Genomic DNA, 1,599 nt, shown 5'->3' on the forward strand with positions numbered 1-1,599 from the left:
TTATGAAGTTCGTAGAACTTCAGTTTCCTTAGAAAGGAGGTGATCCAGCCGCACCTTCCGATACGGCTACCTTGTTACGACTTCACCCCAATCATCTGTCCCACCTTAGGCGGCTGGCTCCTTACGGTTACCCCACCGACTTCGGGTGTTACAAACTCTCGTGGTGTGACGGGCGGTGTGTACAAGGCCCGGGAACGTATTCACCGCGGCATGCTGATCCGCGATTACTAGCGATTCCGGCTTCATGCAGGCGAGTTGCAGCCTGCAATCCGAACTGAGAATGGTTTTATGGGATTGGCTTAACCTCGCGGTTTTGCTGCCCTTTGTACCATCCATTGTAGCACGTGTGTAGCCCAGGTCATAAGGGGCATGATGATTTGACGTCATCCCCACCTTCCTCCGGTTTGTCACCGGCAGTCACCTTAGAGTGCCCAACTAAATGCTGGCAACTAAGATCAAGGGTTGCGCTCGTTGCGGGACTTAACCCAACATCTCACGACACGAGCTGACGACAACCATGCACCACCTGTCACTCTGTCCCCCGAAGGGGAAAGTCCTATCTCTAGGAGTGTCAGAGGATGTCAAGACCTGGTAAGGTTCTTCGCGTTGCTTCGAATTAAACCACATGCTCCACCGCTTGTGCGGGCCCCCGTCAATTCCTTTGAGTTTCAGTCTTGCGACCGTACTCCCCAGGCGGAGTGCTTAATGCGTTTGCTGCAGCACTAAAGGGCGGAAACCCTCTAACACTTAGCACTCATCGTTTACGGCGTGGACTACCAGGGTATCTAATCCTGTTCGCTCCCCACGCTTTCGCGCCTCAGCGTCAGTTACAGACCAGAGAGCCGCCTTCGCCACTGGTGTTCCTCCACATCTCTACGCATTTCACCGCTACACGTGGAATTCCGCTCTCCTCTTCTGCACTCAAGTCCCCCAGTTTCCAATGACCCTCCACGGTTGAGCCGTGGGCTTTCACATCAGACTTAAAGGACCGCCTGCGCGCGCTTTACGCCCAATAATTCCGGATAACGCTTGCCACCTACGTATTACCGCGGCTGCTGGCACGTAGTTAGCCGTGGCTTTCTGGTTAGGTACCGTCAAGGTACCGCCCTATTCGAACGATACTTGTTCTTCCCTAACAACAGAGCTTTACGATCCGAAGACCTTCTTCGCTCACGCGGCGTTGCTCCGTCAGACTTTCGTCCATTGCGGAAGATTCCCTACTGCTGCCTCCCGTAGGAGTCTGGGCCGTGTCTCAGTCCCAGTGTGGCCGATCACCCTCTCAGGTCGGCTACGCATCGTCGCCTTGGTGAGCCGTTACCTCACCAACTAGCTAATGCGCCGCGGGCCCATCTGTAAGTGATAGCTAAAAGCCATCTTTTAATACGAGACCATGTGGTCTCATATGTTATCCGGTATTAGCTCCGGTTTCCCGAAGTTATCCCAGTCTTACAGGCAGGTTGCCCACGTGTTACTCACCCGTCCGCCGCTAATCTTTGGGAGCAAGCTCCCTCAGATTCGCTCGACTTGCATGTATTAGGCACGCCGCCAGCGTTCATCCTGAGCCAGGATCAAACTCTCCAATAAGAGTATTGATTGCTC

General features: G+C 54.0%; 1 rRNA gene. It reads right to left on the reverse strand.

The features are described from left to right. Positions 1 to 32: 32 nt before the first annotated feature. Positions 33 to 1,584 (reverse strand): 16S ribosomal RNA (locus tag RGU12_RS13545). Positions 1,585 to 1,599 lie beyond the last annotated feature (15 nt).

This window comes from Ferdinandcohnia sp. QZ13, assembly GCF_031324165.1.
Taxonomy (GTDB): domain Bacteria; phylum Bacillota; class Bacilli; order Bacillales; family Bacillaceae_L; genus Ferdinandcohnia.